At 63.7% G+C, this 23,231-nt stretch carries 19 protein-coding genes and 1 pseudogene; 9 read left to right on the plus strand and 11 right to left on the minus strand.

The window, feature by feature from the left end; genetic code table 11:
• The first annotated feature begins 260 nt into the window (after positions 1-260).
• The gene (locus tag ACVJGD_RS36755) at positions 261-2,423 is read left to right on the plus strand and encodes an anthranilate synthase component I (RefSeq protein WP_456638781.1); all 2,163 of its coding nucleotides are present in this window, start codon (positions 261-263) and stop codon (positions 2,421-2,423) included.
• A gap of 19 nt (positions 2,424-2,442) precedes the next feature.
• Positions 2,443-2,982, plus strand: a complete 540-nt coding sequence (locus ACVJGD_RS36760) for an adenine phosphoribosyltransferase (protein ID WP_456638782.1) — start codon at positions 2,443-2,445, stop codon at positions 2,980-2,982.
• A 146-nt stretch (positions 2,983-3,128) separates the two neighbouring features.
• Here the strand turns inward: ACVJGD_RS36760 and ACVJGD_RS36765 are convergent, their stop codons facing one another.
• The 8 genes from ACVJGD_RS36765 to ACVJGD_RS36800 all read right to left on the minus strand — a co-directional run bounded on the left by ACVJGD_RS36765 (position 3,129) and on the right by ACVJGD_RS36800 (position 12,686).
• Positions 3,129-3,797, minus strand: coding sequence for a hypothetical protein (locus ACVJGD_RS36765; protein WP_456638783.1), 669 nt, complete (start codon positions 3,795-3,797; stop codon positions 3,129-3,131).
• Positions 3,798-3,857: 60 nt separating this feature from the next.
• Positions 3,858-4,607: a P-loop NTPase family protein gene (locus ACVJGD_RS36770; RefSeq protein WP_027581286.1), complete on the minus strand. Its 750-nt coding sequence runs from the start codon at positions 4,605-4,607 to the stop codon at positions 3,858-3,860.
• A gap of 170 nt (positions 4,608-4,777) precedes the next feature.
• A complete protein-coding gene (locus ACVJGD_RS36775; protein WP_456638784.1) occupies positions 4,778-5,980 on the minus strand; it encodes a M48 family metalloprotease in 1,203 nt (400 codons plus the stop codon).
• A gap of 149 nt (positions 5,981-6,129) precedes the next feature.
• Positions 6,130-6,690, minus strand: coding sequence for a LemA family protein (locus ACVJGD_RS36780; protein ID WP_456638785.1), 561 nt, complete (start codon positions 6,688-6,690; stop codon positions 6,130-6,132).
• A gap of 110 nt (positions 6,691-6,800) precedes the next feature.
• Positions 6,801-7,769 carry a small ribosomal subunit Rsm22 family protein gene (locus ACVJGD_RS36785; RefSeq protein WP_456638786.1) on the minus strand — a complete coding sequence of 323 codons (969 nt, stop codon included), beginning with the start codon at positions 7,767-7,769 and terminating at the stop codon, positions 6,801-6,803.
• Complete coding sequence (gene smc / locus ACVJGD_RS36790; RefSeq protein ID WP_456638787.1) at positions 7,766-11,227, minus strand: chromosome segregation protein SMC; 3,462 nt, start codon at positions 11,225-11,227, stop codon at positions 7,766-7,768. The genes ACVJGD_RS36785 and smc overlap by 4 nt, the downstream gene beginning before the upstream one ends.
• Positions 11,228-11,431: 204 nt before the next feature.
• On the minus strand, positions 11,432-12,088 hold the full coding sequence (locus tag ACVJGD_RS36795) for a DsbA family protein (protein ID WP_282531642.1): 657 nt from the start codon (positions 12,086-12,088) through the stop codon (positions 11,432-11,434).
• Positions 12,089-12,206: 118 nt separating this feature from the next.
• Positions 12,207-12,686 carry a DUF721 domain-containing protein gene (locus tag ACVJGD_RS36800; protein ID WP_456638788.1) on the minus strand — a complete coding sequence of 160 codons (480 nt, stop codon included), beginning with the start codon at positions 12,684-12,686 and terminating at the stop codon, positions 12,207-12,209.
• Between the two features lie 98 nt (positions 12,687-12,784).
• Here ACVJGD_RS36800 and mutY point away from each other — a divergent pair, with 98 nt between their 5' ends.
• From mutY to ACVJGD_RS36815, 3 genes are all read left to right on the plus strand, one after another.
• Entirely contained in the window at positions 12,785-13,906 is a 1,122-nt protein-coding gene (gene mutY / locus ACVJGD_RS36805; protein WP_456638789.1) for an A/G-specific adenine glycosylase, read from the plus strand.
• A gap of 118 nt (positions 13,907-14,024) precedes the next feature.
• The gene (locus ACVJGD_RS36810; protein WP_456638790.1) at positions 14,025-14,444 is read left to right on the plus strand and encodes a PaaI family thioesterase; all 420 of its coding nucleotides are present in this window, start codon (positions 14,025-14,027) and stop codon (positions 14,442-14,444) included.
• A gap of 77 nt (positions 14,445-14,521) precedes the next feature.
• Positions 14,522-15,139: a glutathione S-transferase family protein gene (locus tag ACVJGD_RS36815; protein ID WP_456638791.1), complete on the plus strand. Its 618-nt coding sequence runs from the start codon at positions 14,522-14,524 to the stop codon at positions 15,137-15,139.
• Positions 15,140-15,864: 725 nt separating this feature from the next.
• On the opposite strand, the gene ACVJGD_RS36820 is transcribed toward ACVJGD_RS36815, so the two are convergent.
• A complete protein-coding gene (locus tag ACVJGD_RS36820) occupies positions 15,865-16,776 on the minus strand; it encodes an SMP-30/gluconolactonase/LRE family protein (RefSeq protein ID WP_456638792.1) in 912 nt (303 codons plus the stop codon).
• Between the two features lie 477 nt (positions 16,777-17,253).
• Here ACVJGD_RS36820 and ACVJGD_RS36825 point away from each other — a divergent pair, with 477 nt between their 5' ends.
• Together ACVJGD_RS36825 and ACVJGD_RS36830 are read left to right on the plus strand one after the other, a co-directional pair.
• A complete protein-coding gene (locus ACVJGD_RS36825; protein WP_456638793.1) occupies positions 17,254-17,694 on the plus strand; it encodes a VOC family protein in 441 nt (146 codons plus the stop codon).
• A gap of 966 nt (positions 17,695-18,660) precedes the next feature.
• Complete coding sequence (locus ACVJGD_RS36830; RefSeq protein ID WP_456638794.1) at positions 18,661-19,491, plus strand: alpha/beta fold hydrolase; 831 nt, start codon at positions 18,661-18,663, stop codon at positions 19,489-19,491.
• A gap of 358 nt (positions 19,492-19,849) precedes the next feature.
• Here ACVJGD_RS36830 and ACVJGD_RS36835 read toward each other — a convergent pair whose 3' ends face one another.
• Positions 19,850-21,010 carry an MBL fold metallo-hydrolase gene (locus ACVJGD_RS36835; protein ID WP_456638795.1) on the minus strand — a complete coding sequence of 387 codons (1,161 nt, stop codon included), beginning with the start codon at positions 21,008-21,010 and terminating at the stop codon, positions 19,850-19,852.
• 479 nt (positions 21,011-21,489) lie between these two features.
• On the opposite strand from ACVJGD_RS36835, the gene ACVJGD_RS36840 reads away from it, so the two are divergent.
• Positions 21,490-21,702 (plus strand): hypothetical protein, encoded by a 213-nt coding sequence (locus ACVJGD_RS36840; protein ID WP_456638796.1) that lies wholly within the window; start codon positions 21,490-21,492, stop codon positions 21,700-21,702.
• A 52-nt stretch (positions 21,703-21,754) separates the two neighbouring features.
• Here ACVJGD_RS36840 and ACVJGD_RS36845 read toward each other — a convergent pair.
• Positions 21,755-22,673 (minus strand): annotated as a pseudogene (locus tag ACVJGD_RS36845) (LysR family transcriptional regulator).
• Positions 22,674-22,767: 94 nt separating this feature from the next.
• On the opposite strand from ACVJGD_RS36845, the gene ACVJGD_RS36850 reads away from it, so the two are divergent.
• Positions 22,768-23,211 carry a nuclear transport factor 2 family protein gene (locus tag ACVJGD_RS36850; RefSeq protein ID WP_456638797.1) on the plus strand — a complete coding sequence of 148 codons (444 nt, stop codon included), beginning with the start codon at positions 22,768-22,770 and terminating at the stop codon, positions 23,209-23,211.
• The last annotated feature ends 20 nt before the right edge of the window (positions 23,212-23,231 follow it).

The following is a 23,231-nucleotide window of genomic DNA, read 5'->3' on the forward strand; positions in this document are numbered from 1 at the left end:
TTCGCAGGCCTTCAAACCCCAAAGATGGATTTTTGAGCAGGTCGGGGACCGTGCCCTGTCCCTTGACATCGCCCCCGCCGGGTGGTGTTTAGCGGCGTATGAGCACCGTTGACCGTCCATCCTGTCGTTGGTGGCCCACCTTCTCATAGGTGGCCGGTGCGATTTCATTTAAAATGTCGTCGAAGGTCGCCATCGCAGTGCGACGGTCCCTTCGGTTGTCCTGTGTGGCGTTCCCTCGCTAACTCTCGTAAGAGGAACACATGAACAGGACCGTCTTCTCCCTGCCCGCGAAAAGCGAGTACCGCACCAATGGCGGGCTTGCGGTCAGCCGCGTGGTCGAACAGTTCACCGGCAATGCCGGCCGGCTCGATGACCTGATCGATCTGCTCGACCGCCGCCGCGGCGTCGTGCTGTCCTCGGGCACGACCGTGCCCGGTCGCTACGAGAGCTTCGATCTCGGCTTCTCCGACCCGCCGCTGGCGCTGGAGACATCAGGCACGAACTTTTCGCTGTCGGCGCTGAACCAGCGCGGCGAAGTGTTGATCGCCTTCCTCGGTGACGTCCTGCGCGAGCCCTGTGTCGTCATCACCGAGAAGAGCGCGGCGCGCCTCGTGGGCCATATCATCCGCGGCGAAGCGCCGGTCGAGGAAGACCAGCGCACAAGGCGCGCCAGCGTGATGTCGCTGGTGCGCGATCTCGTGGCGGCGTTCTCATCCAATGCCGATCCGCTCCTCGGCCTGTTCGGCGCCTTCGCCTACGACCTCGTGTTCCAGATCGAGGATCTCGTGCAGAAGCGCCCGCGCGATGCCGACCAGCGCGACATCGTGCTGTACGTGCCCGATCGGCTGCTGGCCTATGACCGCGCCACCGGCCGCGGCGTGGTGCTGACTTACGATTTCGCCTGGAACGGCAAGTCGACCGAAGGCTTGCCGCGCGACACCGCCGAGAGCCGCTATCTCCAGACCGACCGTCAAGGTTTTGCCGATCACGCGGCCGGCGAATACCAGGCGACCGTGGAGGTCGCGCGCGCGGCGTTTGCCCGCGGCGATCTGTTCGAGGCGGTGCCCGGCCAGCTCTTCGCCGAGCCCTGCGAGCGTTCGCCCGCTGAAGTTTTTCAGCGGCTGTGCCGCATCAACCCGTCGCCCTATGGCGCGCTGATGAATCTCGGTGAAGGCGAATTCCTGGTGTCCGCGTCGCCGGAAATGTTCGTCCGTTCCGATGGCCGGCGGGTGGAGACCTGTCCGATTTCGGGCACGATCGCGCGCGGCTCGGACGCGATCGGCGATGCCGAGCAGATCCGCCAGCTCCTGAACTCGGAGAAGGACGAGTTCGAGCTCAACATGTGCACCGATGTCGACCGCAACGACAAAGCGCGCATCTGCGTGCCCGGCACCATCAAGGTGCTGGCACGGCGGCAGATCGAGACCTACTCAAAACTGTTCCATACGGTCGATCACGTCGAGGGCATGCTGCGGCCCGGCTTCGACTCGCTCGATGCCTTCCTCACCCATGCCTGGGCGGTGACCGTGACCGGCGCGCCGAAATTGTGGGCGATGCAGTTCGTGGAAGACCACGAGCGCTCGCCGCGGCGCTGGTATGCCGGCGCCATCGGCTGCGTGAATTTCGACGGCAGCATCAACACGGGGCTCACCATCCGCACCATCCGCATGAAGGATGGGCTCGCGGAGGTCCGCGTCGGGGCCACCTGCCTGTTCGACTCGGATCCGGCGGCCGAGGACCGCGAATGCCAGGTGAAGGCTGCGGCCCTGTTCCAGGCGCTGCGTGGCGATCCGCCGAAGCGGCTCTCGTCCATTGCCCCCGATGCCACCGGGTCCGGCAAGAAGGTGCTGTTGATCGACCACGACGACAGCTTCGTGCATATGCTGGCGGATTATTTCCGCCAGGTCGGTGCCGCCGTCACCGTGGTCCGGCACATCCATGCCCAGGAGATGCTGAAGCAGAAGGGCTGGGATTTGCTGGTGCTCTCGCCCGGTCCGGGGCGGCCGGAAGATTTCAAGATCTCGAAGACCATCGGCACCGCGATCGAGAAGAAGCTGCCGATCTTCGGCGTATGCCTCGGCGTACAGGCGATCGGCGAATATTTCGGCGGCGAACTCGGCCAGCTCGGCCAGCCCGCCCATGGCCGTCCCTCGCGCATCCAGGTGCGGGGCGGCCGGCTAATGCAAAATTTGCCGAACGAGATCGTGATCGGCCGCTACCATTCGCTTTATGTCGAGCGCCAGAGCGTGCCTGATGTATTGTCAGTGACGGCGACCACGGAGGACGGCATCGCGATGGCGATCGAGCACAAGACCTTGCCGGTCGGCGGTGTGCAGTTCCATCCGGAATCGCTGATGTCGCTCGGCGGCGAAGTGGGCCTGCGCATCGTGGAAAACGCGTTCCGGCTGGATGTGGGTTCGTAAGGACGAAAGCGAGACACCAATGACGTTTGACCTCGACCTGAAGGCCGCCATTCGAACCATTCCGGACTATCCGAAGCCCGGCATCCTGTTCCGCGACATCACTACGCTGCTCGCGGACGCCCGCGCCTTCCGCCGGGCGGTGGATGAACTGGTGCATCCATGGGCCGGCTCGAAGATCGACAAGGTCGCCGGCATCGAGGCGCGCGGCTTCATCCTCGGCGGCGCGGTGGCCCACCAGGTCTCCGCCGGCTTCGTGCCGATCCGCAAGAAGGGCAAGCTGCCGCACACCACGGTGCGGATCGCCTATTCGCTGGAATACGGCCTCGACGAGATGGAGATGCACGCCGATGCCGTGCATCCTGGCGAGCGCGTGATCCTGGTCGATGATCTCATCGCCACGGGTGGCACCGCGGAGGGCGCGGTCAAGCTCCTGCGCCAGATCGGCGCGAACGTCGTTGCCGCCTGCTTCATCGTCGACCTGCCCGAACTCGGCGGCGCCGCCAAGCTGCGCGCGATGGATGTTCCTGTGCGGACGCTGATGTCCTTCGAGGGGCATTAGCTTTTCGCGCCAAACCATCCGCGATGTCGTCCCTGCGAAGCAGGGACCCATACCGCGTTGCTCCATCGGTTTGGTAGTCTGGAAGACGCCGTTCCATAGCCACTCAACCCTGTGATTATGGGTCCCTGCTTTCGCAGGGACGGCGATCACGACTGCTGCAGCATCACGCTCAATTCGAGATCGCGGAAGATCGTGTAGTTCCGCCGGACCCACTGATGCAACTCGGTGGACGAGTCCTTCTCGTGCCTGAGATAGCCGGTGAAGGAGAAGTTCAGCCGGTCGATATAGGTCTTCAGGAACACCGGCAGCGCGCTGATGCGGAGCACCCGGCCGTAGCCCATGGCCGCGGGCAGTTCGCCGCGCACCACGAATTCGTTGTCGATGGTGATCAGCGCCCGCGGCGGAATCTGCCGGCGCAGCATCTCGTGGCTGCGCGCGGAGGCGCGGTCGGTATCGGCGACGAACAGGATGATCGGCGCGACATGGCGGCGCAGCGCTTCCTTCATGAAGCCGATTTCGTCGATCATCTTGAAGAATTCGTCGAAGGCGTGGAAGCCGAGGTCGATCACCTTCGCCACCCCGTCATTGACGATCAGCCGATCCATCAGTTGCATCTTGCCATAGGTATCGATGACGTCTGCGGTCTCGGTGGTCCTGGGGAGATAGTCGAGCAGCGACGGCTCCTTCAGATTGATGTCGAAGGAAACCACGTCGCCGTTCTTCAGCAGCAGAAACTCGCTGAGCAGCCGCGCGACCAGGGTCTTGCCGACCTGGGGGCGGGGCGAGCAGATGATGTAGATCGGCGTAGCTGACATCGCCTGCTATATCAGGCGATTTTCGTGCCTAATCCAGCCCCGCATGACCTGGGGCTGCGACTATTTTTCGCTGCCGCGCGTCACCGACTTGGCGCCGACCAGGTCGGTGAGCTTGATGCGGTCGAACTCGCTCCAGACATTGGCAAGCCAGTGCCGGACATAGCCGCGGAGCACGAAAGAATAGTTCGCCGCCTCGTCGTGCGGGCCCTTGTTGGCGACGAATTTGAGGAACGGGACGGAAGCGACCTCGACCTGCTCATAGGCCATCTCGTTGAGTTTCGGGATGGTCAGGTCGGTGGCATCCTTGATGCGGTGGAAATAGGAATTGTAGGTCGACTGATCCCACTGGAAGAACTGGGTGTCGTTGATGAAGTTCTTCACCAGGAAGTATTTCGCGCCGCTCATGAAATTGGCGGTCTCGGCGATCTCGTCCAGCGAGGCGATCGAGGGGCCGAGGATATGGAACACCGCGAAGGTAATCTGGCCCGACCGGGCCGCATCCAGGAAGCCGATGTCGCGCAGCGCGGCGAGCGCGGGTGACAAGAGGCCGGCGCGGACATCGATCACCGTGACCATGGGGCCGGAATTCAGGGTGTCGAAGATCTTCATCTGGTCCGCGGTCGTCGTCATGTCGACGATCTCGGTGATCTCAGGATGGAAGCGCTTCAGCGTCCCCCGCGGGGATTCGGTGTCGAAGGCCCGAGTCCCGACGTTGTTCGCGTTGAAATAATCCAGAAGCGTCCGAGATACGGTCGTCTTGCCGACCCCGCCCTTGTCCGCGCCCACCACAATCACGACTGGCTTTGCCATGGAAATCCCTTAAGACACCGCGCCCCCGACCGCGAGGGCGCGATCGGCAAGTCCCCATTCCTGCTTTGGGCGCGAACATGGCAGAAACAAGGGAGAATTCAATTCCTTGAATGCCAACCAACGCGCTTGGTAGGGATTTTCTTAATGAGTTGAAGGGCGTGAGGCCACAATCAAAAATGTCGGCCCCAGGGGCCCTGAATCGGCGGTTGCTGCGACGGGCCGGCCGGCTCGGCGGGGTCGCCCCAAGGACCGCGCGAAGGGCCGCGCGGTATGGGAGGCGGGAGTTCGCCTTGTACAGACGGTTCCTGTGCGCTTTCTTCGCTAGTCGCCGCGGGATCCTCCGGCAGGGCGATCGGTCCGGGATCATGGCCTCCGGCGAACTTCACCAATGCCTCCACCCTGGATTGCACCGACGGGTGGGTGGCGAACAGGTCGGCGAAGCCCTCGCGCGGGTTGTCGACGCATAGTTCCATCACGGCCGAAGTCGCGCCCGGCAGTTCGCCGCGATTTTCGATCTTGCGCAGGGCCGATATCATGGCGTCGGGATTCTTGGTCAGTTCGACCGATCCGGCATCGGCCAGGTACTCGCGCGACCGCGACAGCGCCAGCTTGACGACCTGCGACAACAGCCAGGCCAGCACGATCAGGACGATGGCGATGATGATCACGATGATCGCGCCGCCGCCCGAGCCCTTGCGATCGGACGAAGACGAGGAGGAAGATGATGACGAAGAAGAGGAGGGCGACCAGCCGCCGGTGGAATTCCACGACAGGTTGGTGAACATCCGGAAGAACAGTTCGCCGAAGAAGCCGACCGCGCCGGCGATGATGACCGCGATCACCATCAACTGCACGTCGCCGTTGCGGATATGGGTGAGCTCGTGGCCGAGTACGGCCTCGATCTCCTGGTCGTTCAGCGTCCGCAGCAGGCCCGTGGTGACCGTGACGGCATATTGGCGCTGGTTCAGCCCGCTCGCAAAGGCGTTCAGCGCGGGGCTATCCATGATCTTCAGCTTCGGCATCGGGATGCCGCGCGAGATGCAGAGGTTTTCCAGGAGATTGTAGAGCCGCGGCTGTTGCTGCCGCGTCACGCTCTCGCCGCCGGTGACGGCGTCGATCATGTTCTGGTGGAAGAAATAGGCGATCACGACCCATAGCGCCGCGCCGATCGTGGCATAAGGGAAAGCCGAGATCAGGTCGTGCAGCGCCCGCATCAGATAGTCGTCGACCGCGCGGCCGCTGTCGATCATGACTTCGGCGACCAGCGCGCCGGCATAGACCAGCACGTAGATCAGGACGAACAGCCCGGCGAGCAGGAGCATCGAACGGAACCTGTTCGACGCGATATGGGTGTAGAGACCGTAGGCGGCCATGATGGATGTCCGCTAACCACTGTCATTCCCGGGCGCGCGAAGCGCGAGCCCGGAATCCATCGTGCCGCAGGCGATGCGGTGAAATGGATTCCGGGCCTGCGCCTTGCGGCGCATCCAGGAATGACGGAGAAGGCGGAGCGCCATCTCGCTCAGAACTTCACGCTCGGCGCGGTCTCGACTTCAGTGCGGCTGGCGCCGAGGTCGAAGAAGTCCTTGCGGGTGAAGCCGAACATGCCGGCGAACAAAGCGGCCGGCATCTGCTGGATGCCGGTGTTGTATTCCTGGACCGCGTTGTTGAAGAAGCGGCGGCTGGCGGCGATCTTGTTCTCGAGATCGGAGAGCTCGCTGGCGAGCTGCTGGAAATTGGCGTTGGCCTTCAGGTCCGGATAGGCTTCCGACAGCGCGATCAGCCGGCCGAGCGCGCCGCTTAGCTGGTTCTCGGCGGCGGAGACCTGCGCCGGTCCCTGCGCTGAAATCGCGGAGTTGCGCGCCTTGATCACGTCGTCGAGCGTGCCGCGCTCATGCGCCGCGTAGCCCTTCACGGTCTCGACCAGGTTCGGCACCAGGTCGTGGCGCTGCTTGAGCTGGACGTCGATATCGGCAAAGGCCTGGTTGACGCGCTGGCTCAGCGCCACCAGCCGGTTGTAGGCGGCAAACGCAAACAGCACGAGGACGACGATGACGCCGAGAACGATCCAACCGGTCGACATGGAAAAACTCCTGATGCGATCAACGCGCAAAGCCTAGACGAAAATGGCCCCGCGCGTCAGCCCGCCTCCAGCGGGCGGCATGCGTTGGTCGGGCCAGGCAGGGAACTAGTTCAAGCGCCCGTGACCGCGTCGCCCCATCGCCAGCGCCGGGCGCGGGCGTAGTCGGCCTTGGCGCGGCGGGGGATCTTCGTAATCGAAAGGCCATCCGGGGTGCAGAGTTTTGCGGTCACCTCCGCCTTGCCAACCTCCGGCTGCGCCAGAACGCGGGAGGGATGGGCTGCAATCGGCGTCCGCGTCAGCACGACATAGGAAAAGCGCTCGTCCTCGAACGGCACCTCGGCGCCTTTGACCTGCATGTGCGCGCGCGAGCGGGAGAGCCGCTGGCTGAAATGGCACCAGTCCGGCGCCTCAAGCGGGCATTCTTCGTCGTGCGGGCAGGGGGCGGCGACATGGGCGCCGGTCGCGATCAGTTGCGCCCGCAGCGCGATGATCCGCGCATAGCCCGCGGGCGTGCCGGGTTCGACGATCACGAGCGCCTCGCCCGTCTTCTCCCACATCAGCCCGGCGAGCGCGGATCGCTCGGCCTCATCGATCTCGCCGACCATGTAGCTCGCGACGACAAGGTCCGCTCGTTCGGAATTAGCGAGCAGCTTCCGGGCCGGCCCAAATTCGTAGCGCGCATCGCGCAGCCGTGTGCCGGCGATCTCAAGCGCCAGCGCGCGCAAGCTGGCATTGGCATCAAGCAGGACGAACCGTTGCAGCGACGAGAAGGCTTCCGCCGCCGCCCAGCTCGCTGTGCCCGGTCCGGCGCCGATGTCGAGCAACGACGTGGGCGCGAAATCCGGCCTGATCACGACGAGCGCGTTCAGGCTTGCGGCGATGGCGGCATAAGTCGCGGGCATCCGCGCCAGCGCGTAGGCGAGCGCATCGGCCTCGGATTTGATCGTGCCCGAGCCGCCGCCGTCGCGGTAGGTCCGCGAGATTGTGGCGGCGCGATTTGCCGCTTCGGTGCGTGAGAAGCCCTGCAGCTTCGCGTCGAGTGCCGCCTTGAGTTCGACGGGAAGGTCGGGCGAGATCACGCCACGTGCTGATCCAGGATGCCGACCGCGCCTTCGAGGTCGACCGAGACCAGTTGCGACACGCCGCGCTCGGCCATGGTCACGCCGAACAGCCGGTTCATCCGCGCCATGGTGATCGGGTTGTGGGTGATGGTGATGAAGCGGGTTTCGGTCGACGAGGTCATCTCGTCCAACAGGTTGCAGAAGCGCTCGACATTGTGGTCGTCCAGCGGTGCGTCGACCTCGTCCAGCACGCAGATCGGCGACGGATTGGTCAGGAACACCGCGAAGATCAGCGCGAGCGCCGTCAGCGCCTGCTCGCCGCCCGAGAGTAGCGACAGCGTCTGCGGCTTCTTGCCCGGCGGCTTTGCAATGATCTCAAGGCCGGCTTCGAGCGGATCGTCGCTCTCGATCAGGTGCAGCGCGGCTTCGCCGCCGCCGAACAGCTCGACGAACAAGCGCTTGAAGTGGTTGTTGACGGTCTCGAACGAGGTCAGCAACCGCTCGCGCGCTTCGCGGTTAAGGCTCTGTATGCCCTGACGCAGGCGCTTGATCGCCTCCACCAGGTCGTCGCGCTCGGTGGTGAGCGCGGTGTGCTGGGTCTCCACCTCGCGCAGCTCTTCCTCGGCGCGCAGATTGACGGCGCCGAGGCGCTCGCGATCGCGGCGCATCTTTTCGAGCTCTTCCTCGACCTGGCCGGCCGGCGGCAGTTCGGCGCCCGGCTCGATCTCGGCGAGGCCGGCCAACGCCTGCGGCTCGACCTCGAGCATGTCGTGGATCTCGCGCTCGATGTCGACGAGCCGACGTCGCGTTCCTTCCATCCGCTCCTCGGCGCGGGCGGTCGCCTCGCGGGCGCTGGAGAGCGCTTCCAATGAGGCCTTTGCGGCGCGGTCGGTTTCCGCCATCGCGGCCTCGGCGGCAGCGAGCGCGTCGGCGGCGGTACGGCGATCATTCTCGGCGTACTCGATTTCGCTGATCAGCGCGCTGCGCTTCTCCGCAAACACCTCCGGCGCATTGGCAAGTTCCTCGCGCTCCGCAGTGAGTTCAGTGATGCGGGCCTCGATCGTTCCGATCTGGGAGGCGCCGCTTGCTTTGCGGTTCTGCCACTCGTTGCGTTCGGCGAGAATCGCCTGCACGCGCCGGTCGGCGAGTTCGGCTTCGCGGGCCAGCGCCTGCGCTTCGGCGCGCACCTGGGCGGCCATGCGACGCTGGTTCTCGATCTCGGCGCGGACGGCGGCGAGCTGGGCTTCGGTCTCCATGCTCGGTGGCAATTCGGAGAGCGCCGCATTCGCGGTCTCGTGCGCGGCCTCGGCTTCCGCCCGGTCGGCGGCAAGGCGGTTCTGCGCTTCCGTCAGCGCGGACTTACGTGCGGCGTGGCGATTGACCTCGCGCTCGGCGGCGGCATGGCGCTCCCGCGCGGCATCGGCTTCGCGACGCGCGGCCCGTCCTGCCTCGCGCGCGGCGGTCTCGGCGGCAGAGGCGGCGCGCAATTCGGCTTCCGCATTCTCCAGCGCCTGCCGCTTGGCGATCACCTCGCTGCGCGCCTGCTCCAGCTCATGCTCGATGTCGACGAGGCGGGCACGCTCGGCGAGGCGCCGCGCCGCGCCGGTCGGGGCGTGAGCGGCGGTGACAAAACCGTCCCAGCGCCAGACGTCGCCTTCCAGCGACACCAGCCGCTGGCCGGTCTTCAATTGCGACACGAGCTCCGCGCCGCGCTCCTTCGCCACCACGCCGATCTGGGCAAGACGCCGCGCCAATTCCGCCGGCGCCTGCACATGGTTGGCAAGGCAATCGACGCCCTCGGGCAGCGCCGGGTCCTCACTGGCAGGGACATTGGTCCAGCGCATCGGCGCCGAAGGATCGACGGGCGCATCGAGATCGTCGCCGAGCGCGGCGCCGATCGCCTTCTCATAACCCTTGGCGACCGTGATGCCGTCGATGATCGGCGGCCACAGGTTCTTGGTCTCGCCATTGACGATCTTGGAGATGGTGCGCGCCTCGGTCTCGAGCCGTTGCACGCGCTTTTCCGCGTCGGTCAGCGGGCTGCGGGAGGCTTCCAGCGTCTGCCGCGCCACGACGTGACCGGTTTCACTCGCCTGCACGGTGGCTTCCGCCTCGGCCAGCGTCTGCTGCGCGGTCTCGACCGCGGCCGCAAGCATATCGATGTCGCCCAGCGAGCCGGTCTCCTCCGCGAGCTTTTGCTCTTCGGCCTGGACGTTGGCGATCTCGTGGTCGAGCCTAGCGAGCCGCTCGCGATGGGTGCGCACGCCGGCTTCGAGCTGGTTGCGCTTGGCGGTGAGGTCGGCAAGCTCCGTGGTCAGCTCGGCGAACCGGCGCTCGGTTTCGGCAAGCACGGCTTCCGCTTCCGCGACGCGCTCGTCGACGCCGGAGCGCTGCTCGACCCGCGACTTGATCTCTTCCTTCAGCTCGGCGTCTTCGGTGTCGAGCCGCTGCAGCGCGACGTCGGCGTCGGCCGTCTGCTGCTGCTCGCGCGCGATGTCGGCGACAAACTGCGCCAGGCGGCGGTCGAGCTCGGAAACACGTTCCTTGGCGCGCTCCTCCTCGCGGTCGAGCATCTCGCGCGCATTGTTGAGCCGCTGCAGGCCCGCGGCGGCGCGGGCCTCCGCCTCGCGCAGCGCCGGCAGTTCGGCGGCGCGGATCGCCTGGATGCGAGCCGATTCCGCCTGCTCGCGGGTGCGCTCGGCTGCCTCGCGAACGGCGAGATCATGCGTCTGCGCGGCGTCGTTGACGTCGGCATGGGCCTCGATCCAGCGCAGATGGAACAGCATCGCCTCGGACTTGCGCACCTTGGCGGCGACTTCGCGGTAGCGGATCGCCTGCCGCGCCTGCTTCTTCAGCCCGTCCATCTGGCCGGTGAGCTGGCCGATCACGTCCTCGACGCGGGTGAGATTGGTCTCGGCCGCCTTCAATCGCAGTTCCGCTTCATGGCGGCGGGCATGCAGGCCGGCGACGCCGGCGGCGTCCTCCAGGATGCGGCGGCGCTGCTCCGGCTTGGCCTGGATGATCTCGCCGACCTTGCCCTGGTGCACCAGCGCCGGGGAGCGCGCACCAGTCGCGGCATCGGCGAACAGGAGCTGCACGTCGCGCGCGCGCACGTCGCGGCCGTTGATGCGATAGACGGAACCCGCCTCGCGCTCGATGCGGCGGGAGATTTCCAGGACCTGACTGTCGTTGACGGCCGCCGGCGCCGTACGATCGGTGTTGTCGATCGTCATCACGACTTCCGCGTGGTTACGCGCCGGGCGGTTGCCGGAACCGGCGAAGATCACGGCGTCCATGTCGGCGGCGCGCAGCGACTTGTGCGAGGTTTCGCCCATCGCCCAGCGCAGCGCTTCCACGAGGTTGGACTTGCCGCAGCCGTTCGGCCCGACCACGCCGGTCAGGCCCGGCTCGATCATGAAGTCGGTGGGTTCAACGAACGACTTGAAACCGTGGAGGCGTAGGCGCGTGAGCTTCATGAACACAAATCTCTGTTGGCCGGGCGCGAATCTCCCTGCCGTGACAATACCATGGAAGGCAATGTCGGTATCTAGGCGGACCGCTCGCTGCGACCCTCACGGCCGCGACAATGGCGAGGCCGGGGCGCACCGGCAACCGCCGCCTCAGGCTTTTCCCAAGGCTTTTGCTTGGTTTAGCGCGCCTTGCGAATAGCTGTGGACGAATCAGCTTTTCAACAACGAATTGATGCGCTTGCTGAATTCGTCGAACGAGGTTTCGCCCTTCAGCATCTCGCCATTGATGAAGAAGGTCGGCGTCGAATTCACCTTCAACACGTCATTGGCGTATTTCTGGTCGGCGGCGATCTTGTCGAGCAGCGCCTGATCCTTCAGGCAGTCCTCGACCTGCTGCTGGCTGAGGCCGGCCTGCTTGCCGATTCGCGTCAGCGTCTCCGTGGTGTTCTTCATCACCCAGTCGTTCTGCTGGCGGAACAGGAGGTCGATGACCGCAAAATATTTCGGTGCGTCGTCCTTGGCGATGCAGCGCGCCAGCATCGAGCCGGCGGCGGCCTTGATGTCGAGCGGGAATTCGCGGAACACGTAGCGGATCTTGCCGGTGTCGATGTATTCCGACTTGATCTTGGGGAATACCGTCTCGTTGAAGTTCGCGCAGTGCGGGCAGGTCATCGAGGCGTATTCGGTGATGGTCACAGGGGCGTTCTGCGGGCCGAGCGCCATGTCCGGCAGCGACTGCGGCTTGGCGACATCGGCCGCGGTCTGCGCCATCGCCTCCGAAATCAGGCGCAGCGGCGAAAGACCGATCAGGGCGGCGAGACCGGTCAGTGACAGAGCGGCGGTGAAGGCGCGGCGCGTGATGATCAAGGTCGGCTCCCGGATTGGCGCGGTCACGCCCAAAGAGGTCTAAAAAAGCGAGCTTTCGCTAGCTTGAAATAGTGATTGTGGCAATGCTGCGCTCAAAGGCCTGCCGCGCAAAAAAGTCTCAATTTCGCTTGATCGAGGCCCCCAATCGCGCCAGCGCGGCACGCAGCGCCTCGTCCTCCACGGCGGACAGGGTCTTTTCGACCGCCGCCACCGCCTTGGCGTCGGGCGGGCGCGGCCGCGCCGGGCGTTCCCGCCGCGACAGAGGCGCCTGCCGCAGCGCCAGCCGGCCGACTGCGTGCCAGCCGAAGAAGCGGTTGACCCGCTCCAGGATGCGGTCGGAGGAATGCTGGATTTCCAGCGCCATCGGCCCCTCGACCCGAAGGACCAGCGTTGCCGGCTCCTGCGGCTGCCCCTCCACCGGCCGCGGCCATTGCATCTTCATCGGCTCGGAAAACCGCGCGATCTCAGGCCCCGCAATCTCCGCCCACCGCGTCACCAGTTCGCGCGCGGCGAACCCCTGCTTGGCGTAGGCGTCCGAGAAGACGTCGTTGAGCAGGATGGAGAGCGGCTTTGCGCTGATCGGACCGGGTTTTGACATGGTTTGTCATATCACTTTCGCAACGATCCCAGGAATAAAGACGTGGATGCCCGGGCATGACGTGGAGAGATTTGGACGCTGACATTAAAGTAGCACCCATGAGCTCTCGCGCCGCCGCCAGGACCAAGCCACGAGAAACGCCTGGCGCGGTCGCCGCGCGGCCCGCCCTGTTGCTTGCCTGGTATGACCGGCATCGACGCCGGCTGCCGTGGCGGGCGCCGGCGGGCGAGCGGGCTGATCCCTACCGGGTGTGGCTGTCGGAGATCATGCTGCAGCAGACGACGGTCAAGGCGGTTGGGCCCTACTTCGAGAAATTCATCTCCCGTTGGCCGGATGTCACCAAGCTTGCGCGCGCCTCGCTGGACGACGTGCTGCGGATGTGGGCCGGGCTCGGCTATTATTCCCGCGCGCGCAACCTGCATGCCTGCGCGGTCGCGGTGCTGCGCGACCATGGCGGTATCTTTCCTGATGATGAAGAGGGGCTTCGCACGCTGCCCGGGATCGGGCCATACACGGCCGCAGCCATCGCAGCGATCGCGTTCGACCGCTGCACCATGCCGGTCGATGGCAATATCGAGCGCGTGGTGTCGCGGCTGTTCGCGGTCGAGGAGACGTTGCCGCAGGCCAAGCCGCTGATCCAGCAATTGGCGAGCACCTTGCTCGGCCCCTCTCGCGCCGACGACGAGAAATCTCGCGCTGGCGATAGCGCGCAGGCGCTGATGGATCTGGGCGCCTCGATCTGCACGCCGAAGAAGCCGGCCTGCGCGCTGTGCCCGCTCAACGACGACTGTGCGGCTCGCGCGCGCGGCGACCAGGAGAGCTTTCCGCGCAAGGCGCCGAAGAAGACCGGCGCGCTGCGCTCCGGCGCTGCCTTTGTCGTCACCCGCGGCGATGAGCTCCTGGTCCGCACCCGACCCGAGAAGGGCCTGCTCGGCGGCATGACGGAAGTGCCGACTTCCGAATGGCTGGCGGGGCAGGGCGATGCGGCCGCGCTTGAACAGGCGCCGTCGCTGAAGGGCGTTGCGCGCTGGCACCGCAAGGCGGGCGTCGTCACCCATGTCTTCACGCATTTTCCGCTCGAGCTTGCGGTCTACACCGCGACCGTTCCAGCGCGCACGCGCGCCCCGGAGGGGATGCGCTGGGTGCCGGTCGCGACGCTCGCGGACGAAGCGTTCCCCAACCTGATGCGCAAGGTGGTCGCGCACGGGCTCGGCATGTGAGGCTTTGTTAGGACGCGTTTTCTTCACGCGAACCGGGGGCCACTTCGCTCGAAAACGCTATGCTGACAGTAGGCTGGCAGCAGGCCTGCGCTAGGTAGGAGCCCCAACGGAGGCTCCCATGATCGCAACCGCGCTTGACCGTCTCGCCACGCCGCCCTGCGCCAAGCTGCTCGGCTGGCGCCTGCTCGACGCGCGCCCGGACGAAGGCTGGATCCGGATCGGCTTCGAGGGTAAGCCCGAGTTCCGCAACCCGGCCGGCTTTATCCAGGGCGGCATCCTGTCGGCGATGCTCGACGACACCATGGGCCCGGCGGTGTTCGTCATGACCGACGGCAAGCTCTACACCGCGACCATCGCGATATCAGTGAATTTCCTGGCGCCCGCGAAGCCGGGACCGCTCGTCGGCGAGGCCAGGGTCATCCAGCTCGGCAAGACCATCGCCTTCGTCGAAGGCAGGCTGATGGCGGAAGACGGCGCCTTGCTCGCGACGGCATCGACCAGTGCACGCCTGGTGGAGACGGCAAAGGCCGTTCGCTGAGCCCGTCAATCAGAGCGGGGATGGACGGGGCAACAGCGCGCCGTTAACTTCCCGTCCTTCTGAATGAGGGATGGAACATGCTCAAGCTCTACTATGCCCCCGGCACCTGTGCGCTCGCCTCGCACATCGCGCTCGAAGAGGCCGGCGCGCCCTATACGATCGAACGGGTCGACTTCAAGGCCAACCAGCAGAACAGCCCGGACTATCTCAAGATCAACCCGAAGGGACGTGTGCCGGCGCTGGTCACCGATCAAGGCGTCCTCACCGAGACGCCTGCGGTGCTCGCCTTCATCGCGCAGAGTTTTCCGAAAGCGAAGCTGGCGCCGCTCGATGACAGCTTTGCATTCGCGGAGGTGCAGGCGTTCAACAGCTATCTCTGCTCTACGGTGCACGTCGCGCATGCCCACAAGATGCGCGGCTATCGCTGGGCGGCGGAGGACTCCTCCTTTGCCGACATGAAGCGCATGATCCCGAAAACCGTCGGCGCGAGTTTTGCGCTGGTCGAACGCGACATGCTGAAAGGCCCGTGGGTGATGGGCGAGGCCTTCACGATCTGCGACATCTATCTCTTCACGATGGCGCAGTGGCTGGAAGGCGACGGCGTCGATCTCGCGTCCCTGCCGAAAGTGGTCGATCACCGCAAGCGGATGGCCGAGCGACCTGCGGTGAAGAAGGTGCTCGAGGCGGAGGCGTGAGCGCTTTGTGGTGCTCTCACAATCACCGCACCGCTGTCGTCCCGTCGAAAGACGGGACCCATAACCACAGGGAGGTGTTGTGGTGTGAGCAAGCGGTTACAGCCTTTCATATCAAGCCCGGAACGACGTGGGGAGAGTTCTGAGTCAATTGTCAAACAGCTGAGAGGATATGAGTCCGCATTCTCGCGGCGCGATGCGTCCGAGCTTTGCGTCTCGTTCACCCTCTCGAAATCAGAGGGCGCAGGGAAAGCCGGGTGCCGGTTGCACCCGTGGGCCCCGTGCAACAAAAAGCACGGGGGTAGGACCACAGGTCAACCGAAGCAACTCCGGCTTTCCCTGCGCGATGGTTTACGGCTTACTTCGTGCTCTTCCCGGTGACCGGGCTTTCTTGCCACCGTCATCTCTCGCGCAAACTTGTTTGCGCAAAAAACTTAGCGCCAGCGTCGGGGCGCCAGAACCACACGACTTCGCCGTCCGTGATGCGCATGCTCGTCAGTCACATGCATCGCGTCCACCGCATCTCACCGCAACGTTCGTGACGATCGCGAGCCGCCCCTCATTCGGGTGAGATGCGCGGAGTCATAATGCTGATTTGCCCGACGGCGAAAGCGGAATGTTTTTTGTGCGAGGGGTGGACAGGCCAAATCACCTTGAAATCGCTTGGATAATTCGCTTCGCCGCGCACGCGGCAACGCTTGAGCCGTTGTCAGGTCGGCTGTCAGCGCTCAGCGTGTATCGACCCTGTAAGCCACAACAGTGCCGTCCATCATCATCGGGATTATGACGGTACCATCCGGCGCCACGCCGAGGTCGGCGCTCCCCTTCTGGAGGGGAAGGAGACGCGTCGCCGTGCCATTGCTCGCGACGTGGAACAGCCCGCCATTCATCCAGTCGGTGACAAGATAGCCGCCCTTGCCATCCGGCTCGACGCCATCGAGATTGCCGACTGGTTTCGACTCGCCAAGAGCAGAGACTTTCTTGGTTGCGAGATCGACCACCTTCATATGCCCAGGCACCTTGGTCGAGAAGTCCGGGGCCATCTTGCCCCACGACGCGACCACAAGCCTGCCGTCCTCGGCGAGAAGCCCGTTCGGGTTGTCGAGCGCGTCATCCTGCATCAGGAGCGACAGCTTGCCGCCATCGAGCACCCAAATGCTGTTTGACACCATGTCGGAGGCGTAGATCCGTCCGCTCTTGTCAGCCGTGAGGTCGTTCAAGAACTTGGATCCGGGGGCCTCGTATCGGTTCATGACTTCGCCCTTGGCGAGGTCGATTTCCGCAATCCGGTCCACATCTGCGGCGTACAGCTTGCCGTCGGCAAGTGCCAGCCCGGTCGGACTGTCGAGTCCCTTGACCCACTCGATTGTTACGACCTTTCCATCCGGCCCGAGCTTTGAAATGAAGCCGTTGCCATCCTTCTTCCTCGCATCGCCGTTGACGTTCGACACATAAATGGCCCCCGTGGCTCGGTCGAAGACCGCCGATTCCGGGTTCCTGAATCCACTCGCCTCCCACAGCTTCTGAGGTTCTGCGGCGACGGCACTGAAGGTAAGCACAGCTAACACTAATGCGGAGAGCTGAGGTGTCCTCATAATAGCCTCCTCGTGATTGCCACCGAGAAGGAACGAGTCTGTCACCGCAGATGTTCCGCCCGTTGTTCTTTTATGTCCCGCACCGGCTTGCCTTACGACTGCCTTGCCCTGAAGCAATCATGATTGTCGGAACGTTCTTGGCAGCCATCAGGGTTACGTCACGGCGGGTTAAGTACCGAAAGCCCCAAAAGATAAATTCGTCTTGAATCGGAGGCGATATCCGGAAGTGGCACCAACAGACGTCCCAACTCATGCCGGGGATGTCCGCTGGTGGCCTTTGCGACATGCCGTCGATATCCGCGAACGTCTGTTGATAGTGGTAGACCGGAAGTGATCGGCCCACACTCAAAGCGACGCGAATGACCCGAAGCAGCCTTCGCCGCGCGGGCCATGCCGCCTACCGTGCAGCGGAGCGAGCTGGTAGTGTTACGAGAGCGGGAGGACCAGTTGCCAGGGTAGCTCACCCGGCGGAGGTAAGCAGGCTATGCCTAATGTGCGGCGTTGATGACAGGGAGCGATAAGATGATACTCAATCCAGATCATATTACTATCGCGGTGGCAGACGCCGGCCCGGCGATCGAGTTCTTTGCGCTATTTGGCTTCAGAAAGGATCACGTCGCAAGGATCGACGGTGGCCTTCCCGCACGATACATGGGCATGCCGGGCATGAAAGCTCAGCACATCACCCTCGTATTAGAAGGAGCGGATCCTCATTTCGAGATCCAACTGCTTGAGTTCGACCCGACCCCGGGGACTGATCCGGGTGCGCACCCGACGAATCTGCGACAACGGGGCTTCAATCACCTCGCCTTCCGCGTCGACGACATTGAGGCAGCCACCGCGCACCTCGTGGCCAACGGCGTAACCGTGCTGAGCGACGAAATGGACTACATCAGTCGAAAGCTGCGCCTTTTCGAGGGTCCCGAGGGCATTACCCTCGAATTGGTAGAGTGGGCGGCTTAGATGGTTCTGGCTAAGGCCTCCAACTAGCGGCCTGCCGTCACCTGAGTAAGTCGTGATGTCGCCTTCTGGGCCCACCCCGGACATAGTCGCCAACAGCTTTAACGTCGGCTTCTAAGAGAAAGGCGGATGTCGTGCACCAGGCCCTATTGGACGCTTGGCAGCGTGCGGTCGACGAATTCGATCCGCACCGTGGCCGGGGCCGCCCACGCTAAAAGCAAGCGCATCCTCGCCGTGTCGTCCCTAGACGATACATCCTCTGTGCGTCACTTTCGACGCATCTTGCAGGCTGGATGGATTGGGTCTGGTTCGCTGCTACACTATTGGTCGCTATTGTCCTATCAAGCGGGTGGTCCGCCACGCGCGGCAACTCCCGTTCACTCATTTGCATACGAACTAGATTGTGAGCATGCGCTTCTTTCGGCCGTGAGGGCTCAAGCCATGACAAAGTACTTTTCAACGCGGATCATGACAGATGTGTTCGTAATCTTAGTATCTGTGGCGATGATTACGATTGCGGTGACATCTTTGGGCGAGCCCATTCGGGCCGGCATCGCGGCTTCTATTCCAACTCCTTTCGATCTTGCGATGGGTAGAACACTTGCAATTGCTGAACCGGGCACCCCGAAGCTTGCCCAAGCGCAACCGAAATGCCGACTTCGGTCCGCTCCCCTGCAATGGAATGTGGACTGGCTTTTTCGGCCGCCTGTGGCTCCCGGCTGACGAATTCGATCCGTGCCGGGGGCGGGAAAGATCAGCTCGGATAAACGCATCATGTCCGATGTCGAGGTGAAACCGGACACCGAGTGGTGTTGAGGCTGAATTCCGGTTTGACCCATAGCGGTCGTGCTTATCGAGTACATCGAGCATTAGTTAGGTCAGGGGCGCTGCTTGTATCGCCATCGTTGACCCTGCTGATTTCCAACGCTAGCTCTCGAGTTCGACGTTTGGCGGCGGAGGAACGCGAGTTTGATCCAAGATGCCCGCGGCGACATCGATTATGATGAAGAGGGATCAGGCCCCACGATAGTCTTTGTGCCTGGATCTTGGGGCACGCGGTCAGCTTGGCGCAGCGTGATCGCGGCGCTGAGCGGCCAATTTCGCATCGTTACAACGAGCCTGCTTGGTTACGGTGGCACAGCGGAACGAAGAACCGCAGCCGATTTTTCGATCGACCGCGAGGCCGAAATTGTTGAAATCGTCTGCCGGCGGGCTGGCGGGTGCGTGCATCTTGTTGGACACTCGTACGGGGCCCAGGTTTGCCTTGCTGTTGCGATCCGCGGGGCCACCCCGCCCGTCAGCCTGAGTGTCATCGAACCGACCGGAGTAAATCTGCTGCGCCGGGCTGGCGACTTAGTGCTGTACGAGCAAAACGCGAACTTCCGTGACGCTTATTTCCGGGCCTTCGATAGTGGGGATAAGGAGGCTGTCCGACGTGTGATGGACCTTCATGACGGTGATGGAAGCTTCGATGCGCTTCCGTCGCGCGTGCGTGATTATCTTATCGCGACCACGGCAACCAACATTCTCGACTGGCGTTCGGGCTTCGACTTTGATGCGCCGATTGTGGCCTACTCGGGCATCTCCGTTCCCACCCTCGTCATGCGCGGGGGCCGTGGACACCCTTATATAGCGAGGAGCGCCGAGATTCTGAGCGGCGCCATTCCCAACGCATCTCTCGTGACCGTTCCCGGGGCGGCCCATTCCGTCATTGCTACGCATGCCGCCGAGGTGGCAAGACTGATTGGTGAAAATGTCTCTAGCGCGGAGCTGGTACATAGGAACATGGCCGAGCAGTGAGACGTCTGCTGCCAGCCTTACGGAAATTGGTCAATGCGTGGGTTTGGCCCTTTTGCGAAGTCCCAGGCGGGCTCTGAGATGGTCCGCTTATCGGGGAGGACCGGATGTGACTGACCGACCTTCCGAATGGCCCTGTTGACTCACAAGAGACATCGGGTCGCGGCAAAACAGCCGGGGCGCGATGTGGTGGTCTTTCGGGAGCGAGGGCCTTGGCCGTCGGGGAGGTAGTCGAGGCGGCTCAAGTCTATCACGCTTCTCGCCGATGCGGCGACGGCAGTTGCGGGGCCGCTTGCGGCCCGCGCAGCACCCGACCGCATGCGGTGAGCCGGCGGAGCCGCTCGAGTGCAGTATTCGCGACTCAAGCGTCAAAGACGAAGCGTGTGCCGGTATAGGCGCGCAGCAGCTTGGTCGGCATCTCGGTTCTGGCGATTTCCCAGAAGGGTTCTCCAGTGCAGTGCATCGGAATGATGTAATCGGGGTCGATCTCCTTGAGTGACGCGATCGTTTCCCGCACATAGTCCTCCTTGTACGGCGCGAGATGGAATCCGCCCATTACCGCATGAACCTTTTTCACCCCTGAGGCCGCCTGGGCCTGCTTGACTGCATTCACGACGCCGCGGTGGCTGCACGACGTCAGCACCACCAGCCCGCGTCCTTTCAGATTGAAGGTGGTTGCAATCTCGTGACGGAATTCGTCGGGGACGACACCCTTGGCGCGATCCTCTGCGGAGACCCGTTGGGGATAGCAGCCGAATCCCTGCTCCACACCGACCTTCATTGCACTTGGGGACAGCAATCTCTCGAAGCTGGTCAGCCGGATTTGGCCGCTCGTAAACCCGTGGTCGGCGACCAGCGCCGGTCCCTCGGCATAGGTGACGGTCACGTTGGCATCGTTCAGCGCCTTGCGGTCGAGCGCGCCGAAATCTCCCCGCACCGGTGGCGCCGTCCACTCGCGCGAGCAGAAGCAATCCTCGCCGCCAACGTAGAATGGAAGCCCCGTTCTCAGCCTGCCGCTGTTTTGCTTCAAGAAGCCGACCAGCCCGCCGAAATGATCGTAGTGGCCATGACTCAGGACGAGGGCGTCGATCGCGGCTGGGTCGATTCCCAATAATTCAATGTTGTTGTTGAGCGCTTCCGGCGTGAAGCCGAAATCCACCAGAATTTGGCGTCGGTCGTTTCCGAATTGGGACTCGGCATGCATCGAAAGACCAAACTCGCTGATCAGCGTCTTGCGCGGCGGTTTGCCACCACCGATGCCCCACCCAAACCGCTGAATTTCGACATTACCGGCCTTCGTGCTGGGCGCCACCGCGATCTGATAGCTATCGATGACGACGCGTACTGCAACACGGTCGACCTCGGGCACGGGACCAGAGATCGGCTGGGCCCGCGCAGGCTTCGCGCCGCCGAGCAGCGAGGCTACGATCGCGCTGAACACGGCGGCACCACCACCGCAAACAACATCCCGTCGACGCATGGATATGTCTTCGCTGTCAATCAACATGACGCCACCCTCCATCGATAGGGCTTCGCCGCTCGAAGGCGCCCGCCGGTTGCAACGGAGCAAGTGCTTTCACGCGGTCCGCTGCCTCATGGGCGTAGGAAGAGGTCTGCAAGGGCGAGTTCTGTGCGGTCGACGTTCGTTGCGAGATGCCGCCGCTATGGCCGCACGACCCGCGACGGCATAACGAAAAAAACTTCCTTCAGATCCGGATCCATTACAAGACAGTACCTCTGCCGAAATCTCGCGATGGCATTCCTCACCGGCAGTAATCAGCGCCAAGTCAGCCCCTGGCTCTTTTTTGACCTCGCGCGATGTCCGGCCTGAGTTGGTTATGCGCACTAAAGCGAACATCCGCTGGCCAGCAAAATCGTGAACTCACAACTTGGAAGACACGAGCGCGTGAGATGTGAGGCAATTCACGCTCGCCGGCCGCGTTTCAACCTATTCAAGCTGCTGCAAGCTGACCTTTCGAAATCGAACAGGAGGTTTCACACATGAAGCATCCGATGATTTTTGCAATCGCAGCCGTCGCCTTGCTCGCAGCAACCACCATGCTCTGGTCGCATACGCCGTCAACCAGGATGTCCGCCGGAGCTGCCGCTATGCCGCCATTACAAGATCTCCACGTCACGGCCAACTTAGGTAGGCTCCCCGACCAGGAAATTGAGGATCAGTCACTGATCTATCCAAGCTTGCCGAAGCACTAAGCAGCGAGAGGCGCCCGGAACGACGGAGGGAGTCGTCGCGCGCGACGCGGATTTACGTCTTTCGCCGATCCAGCTCCCGGCCCGTCTCCAGCATCAATTGGCGCAGCCAGATCGAGCCGGGGTCCATCTGGGCGCGGGTGGGATAGAACATGTACTGCTCGTCGATGCCGGGATCGAGCGGCGGCGTCACGGTCAGCAGTGACAATTGCTGGGCGAGTGCTGTGATCAGGCGGCGCGGCACGAAGGCGACGAGGTCGGTGCGGGCTGTCACATGCAGCGCCTCGATATAGCCGGGGACCACGAGGGCGATGCGCCGCTCGATGCCCTTGGAGCGCAGCCAGCTATCGATCAGATCCTCGTTCTGGCCACGGATCACGACGGCGACATGCCTTGCCGCAAGGAACGTTTCGCGCTTCTTCAACCTCGCTCCGACGGGATGGCCGCGGCGCACCGCGAGTGCGTCGCCGTCGACATAGAGGCGCTGGCGGTGAAAGCCCTTGAAGGCAGGCGTCGCCGATCGAGATCACGAGGTCGATGGTGCGGGCGAACTCCGCGGTGAAGATCGCGGGTCCCCGCCACGGCACCACGTCGATCGTCACATGCGGCGCGATCCGTGTGACCTTCTCCATCAACGGCGGCATCAGGAGCTCGACCGCGAGGTCCGGCATCATCAGGCGGAAATGCCGGTCGCTGCTGACGGCGTCGAACGCGTCGGGAACGAACAGCGCGCGCACCTGGTCGAGTGCCTGCGCCAGCGGCGCGCGCAACGCCTGCGCCCGCGGCGTCAGCTCCATGCGGGCGCCGCTGCGCACCAGGAGCGGATCGCCGATCAGATCGCGCAGGCGCTGCAGCGCGTGGCTTGCGGCCGGCTGCGACAGATGAAGCCGCATCGCGGCGCGGCTGACGCTGGCGTCCCGCAGCAGCGCGTCGAGCGCGGTCAGGAGGTTGAGGTCAAGCGAATTCAAATTCATTGGACGAATAGATATCATATTGGATATCGATTTGAAGAATGGTCTCCTGCGCGGCACAAGGAGGCGTACTCAATCAGCCATTGGAGACGTCGCCATGAGCGCAACCGACAACAAGAAACTGATGCAGCAGATCTTTGCCGCCGCCGGAAATCCCGATCCCGCGGCGCGCGATCGCACGCTGTTCACCGCGAGCCTCGCCGAGGATGCGACATGGACGGTGACCGGACAGTATTCCTGGTCGCGCACGTTCGGCGGCAAGCAATCGATCCTCAACGACCTGCACGGTCACGTTCGTTCGCTGTTGGCAGAACGGGCGCGCACCGTCGCCCATCGCTTCATCGCCGACGGCGACCACGTCGTGGTCGAAGCCAAGGGCGACAACGTCACCAAGCAAGGCGTTCGCTACGACAATGACTATTGCCTGGTGTTCCGCCTCGAGGACGGCAAGATCAAGGAGATCAGGGAATATTGCGACTCGGTGCTGACCGAGAAGGCGCTGGGGCTGCTTCCGGCGTCGCAGCATCGCGCGGCGGGTTGAGGCGTCGCGCCTGTGCCGAC

Source organism: Bradyrhizobium sp. USDA 10063 (genome assembly GCF_054063735.1).

Excerpts from the sequence above, each read along its gene's own strand:
- ACVJGD_RS36835 (WP_456638795.1), bottom strand. The coding sequence starts at position 21,010 with ATGGAGGGTGGCGTCATGTTGATTGACAGCGAAGACATATCCATGCGT.
- mutY (WP_456638789.1), top strand. The coding sequence starts at position 12,785 with ATGAGCTCTCGCGCCGCCGCCAGGACCAAGCCACGAGAAACGCCTGGC.
- ACVJGD_RS36760 (WP_456638782.1), top strand. The coding sequence starts at position 2,443 with ATGACGTTTGACCTCGACCTGAAGGCCGCCATTCGAACCATTCCGGAC.
- ACVJGD_RS36765 (WP_456638783.1), bottom strand. The coding sequence starts at position 3,797 with ATGTCAGCTACGCCGATCTACATCATCTGCTCGCCCCGCCCCCAGGTC.
- ACVJGD_RS36755 (WP_456638781.1), top strand. The coding sequence starts at position 261 with ATGAACAGGACCGTCTTCTCCCTGCCCGCGAAAAGCGAGTACCGCACC.
- smc (WP_456638787.1), bottom strand. The coding sequence starts at position 11,227 with ATGAAGCTCACGCGCCTACGCCTCCACGGTTTCAAGTCGTTCGTTGAA.
- ACVJGD_RS36800 (WP_456638788.1), bottom strand. The coding sequence starts at position 12,686 with ATGTCAAAACCCGGTCCGATCAGCGCAAAGCCGCTCTCCATCCTGCTC.
- ACVJGD_RS36775 (WP_456638784.1), bottom strand. The coding sequence starts at position 5,980 with ATGGCCGCCTACGGTCTCTACACCCATATCGCGTCGAACAGGTTCCGT.
- ACVJGD_RS36780 (WP_456638785.1), bottom strand. The coding sequence starts at position 6,690 with ATGTCGACCGGTTGGATCGTTCTCGGCGTCATCGTCGTCCTCGTGCTG.
- ACVJGD_RS36850 (WP_456638797.1), top strand. The coding sequence starts at position 22,768 with ATGAGCGCAACCGACAACAAGAAACTGATGCAGCAGATCTTTGCCGCC.
- ACVJGD_RS36840 (WP_456638796.1), top strand. The coding sequence starts at position 21,490 with ATGAAGCATCCGATGATTTTTGCAATCGCAGCCGTCGCCTTGCTCGCA.
- ACVJGD_RS36770 (WP_027581286.1), bottom strand. The coding sequence starts at position 4,607 with ATGGCAAAGCCAGTCGTGATTGTGGTGGGCGCGGACAAGGGCGGGGTC.
- ACVJGD_RS36825 (WP_456638793.1), top strand. The coding sequence starts at position 17,254 with ATGATACTCAATCCAGATCATATTACTATCGCGGTGGCAGACGCCGGC.
- ACVJGD_RS36810 (WP_456638790.1), top strand. The coding sequence starts at position 14,025 with ATGATCGCAACCGCGCTTGACCGTCTCGCCACGCCGCCCTGCGCCAAG.
- ACVJGD_RS36815 (WP_456638791.1), top strand. The coding sequence starts at position 14,522 with ATGCTCAAGCTCTACTATGCCCCCGGCACCTGTGCGCTCGCCTCGCAC.